Origin of the sequence: Planotetraspora sp. GP83, assembly GCF_041262585.1 — a bacterium.
GTDB lineage: Bacteria > Actinomycetota > Actinomycetes > Streptosporangiales > Streptosporangiaceae > JAOEGB01.
The window spans coordinates 1-2,376 of the sequence record NZ_JBGCBZ010000053.1; the positions used below are offsets into that span (position 1 = coordinate 1).

2 protein-coding genes are annotated in these 2,376 nt (G+C 65.9%); both read left to right on the forward strand.

Going from position 1 to position 2,376, the window contains the following annotated elements:
* The first annotated feature begins 80 nt into the window (after positions 1-80).
* On the forward strand, positions 81-527 hold the full coding sequence (locus ABH927_RS34125) for a GNAT family N-acetyltransferase (RefSeq protein ID WP_370028620.1): 447 nt from the start codon (positions 81-83) through the stop codon (positions 525-527).
* Entirely contained in the window at positions 502-1,443 is a 942-nt protein-coding gene (locus ABH927_RS34130) for a hypothetical protein (RefSeq protein WP_370028622.1), read from the forward strand. Before ABH927_RS34125 ends, ABH927_RS34130 begins: the two co-directional genes overlap by 26 nt.
* Positions 1,444-2,376: the final 933 nt, after the last annotated feature.

The following is a 2,376-nucleotide window of genomic DNA, read 5'->3' on the forward strand; positions in this document are numbered from 1 at the left end:
GGAGGGCTCCAAGCTCAGGCTGATCACACCCAAGTCATGATCACAGAAATCCAGGTGCAGGGGGTCGTAACGATCACGAGATGTGGGCCAGATCCAGATCCAGTTTTCACGCGTCGCCGACAAGCACGGCCGCGGACGGCTGGCGCGCTCACCTCTACCGGCTGGCCGTGGACCCCGCCCGCCGAAGGCAGGGGATTGGCAGCGCCCTGATTCGGGCCGCCGAGGAGCGCTTGGCCGCATTCGGAGCGTTCAGGGCCGATGCGATGGTCCTACGCGACAACGAGCGCGCCCATCGTGCCTGGGATGCAGCAGGTACTCACCCAGCCCCAATGGTCCCGTTGGGTCAAGCTCCTGACATAAGCACCGGCCCCAGCGCCACCGCAACTGGCACCACCGGCCGGCCACCGGCAGATCCTCGGGGCCGGGCGGCCGCCCACTCCTTCATCCGGGTGGCCATTTCGAAGAGCCCGTTTTATACGGATGTCGCTATCCTTGTCCGCCATGACCTCTCAGCAACTCTCCCTTGAAGCACCTCACGTGTCCCCGCCGCCACAACCCCGCTCTCCCGCGGAGAAGGAGAACGGCCAGGAGAGTGGGGGCGTCCTGGCCATGCTCGAGCGCATTAGCTCGGTCGTCGTGCCGGTAGGCGTCGGGCTCTACGCCGTTTTGTACATGGGCATCACGGAGGTGTATAACGTCTTCGGCGTCAACCCCGCGCAGGCCGGCATCGACCAGTCCGTCCTGTTCAGCCGCCTCATGGGCACCCTGATCCTGCTCCTCGTGACCGCCGTCCCGTTGCTGGGTGTCGTCGTGGGCACGGGGTGGTTGCTCAACAAGCTGACAGGCGGCGCGCTGAGCCGACTCGCCCAGGCGATCCGGCAGCGTCCCTGGATCGCCGCCTCGATCGCCGCGCTCTGGTGTGGCGCGACCTACTGGGGCCTGTTCAACGTCTTCGCCGACCTGCATCTCACCGCCATGGTCATCATCGCGGTGGGCATCGGCGTCCTGGCGTTCCTCATCCCGTTTCGGCTGCTGCGCCGCAAGCCGGTCGGAAGGGCGGGGATGAAGGTGCTCGTCGGCGCCCTCTCCGGCATCGGCGTGGGTTTCGTCCTGATCGTGAACCTCATGAACGGGGCGACCGAGCTCAGGCAGACCGGGCAGGCCAACCTGCTGCTGAACCTCGTCGGCTTCCAGGACCAGTGGACCATCGTCAAGGATAGCGACGACAAGACGCTGTACGACGGCCGCTACATGATGCAGCTGGGCGAGAGCGACGGCACCTACATCTTCTACGACTGCGACAAGATGGAGACCTTCCGCCGCTCGGCCGAAGGCACCATCCTCAGCGCCATCCAACTCGATCCCGAGCGCGAAAAGGGCTTCACCTGCGGCGACCTGGCCAAGGACGACGGCCCCAAGGACCAGAAGGGCAGCGGGACGTAGACGGACCGGGGCGCCGGACCACCCAATGGCGGACGTCGAACCGGTTCTCGTGGTGGTGGCGGAGCTGGTGGAGATCTAGTCTCGGCAGCGCTGGCCATGGACGAGCTGATCGAGAGCACCGGCGTGAGTCAGCGCTCCTGGCAGTCTTGACGCATCTGCGCGTAGAGTCGCGACTAGCCAGCGCCGTCCGCCTTGGTGCGTCATCTCCTTGTCGGCAGCCGTAGCCGACTGGGCCAGACCCAACGCGGCCGAAGATCCCAGATTGACTGTCTTCAGCTTTGCAACGCTGCAGTCGTCTCCTTCCGCCACACGCACAGACTTCGCCTGCGGCACGGTGAGGACCGCCCCGCTGCCCTACTCGTCCCGTACGCGGTTGACGGCACTATCGTCGCCTCGACGTCCGTCCCTCGTGACCAAACCGTTCCGGCCCAGCGCCGGCAGCTCATCGACCATCGGTTCCAGTTGAGAGCAGTGCATCCGAGCGCTGAGCGGATCAGCCGGTTACGCAGTTCCCATTCCCGGTTGATCTTGCGCCCGCACCGGCCTTTCCCGCCGCACCCGCTCCGCCTTGCCAGTGCCGAGCTTTCGTGCCAGTGCCGCCGCACCCGCGCTGCCCTTCTCCACCGGCCCCGGTCCGCCGCACCCGCTCCCCGCTCCCCGCTCCCCGCTTCTTGCGGATGGCATAGGCGGCCTCCGGCCTCACGCGCCTCACGGGCCTCACGACCCCCCGCGTGCCCCGGCGCGGCAGGAGAGGAAACCAGGCAACAAAGCAGTCGATCATGACGTTAGTGCTGTCTCGCGGCTGTTTTAGCAGCACTATCGTCATGATCGAATATTGCATGATCGAACCGTTGGGCACCGGAAAAAGGGGCCCGGAAACAGAGAAAGCCACCCCTGTCGGGGTGGCTTCCTCAAACGATTGTCCGGCGGTGT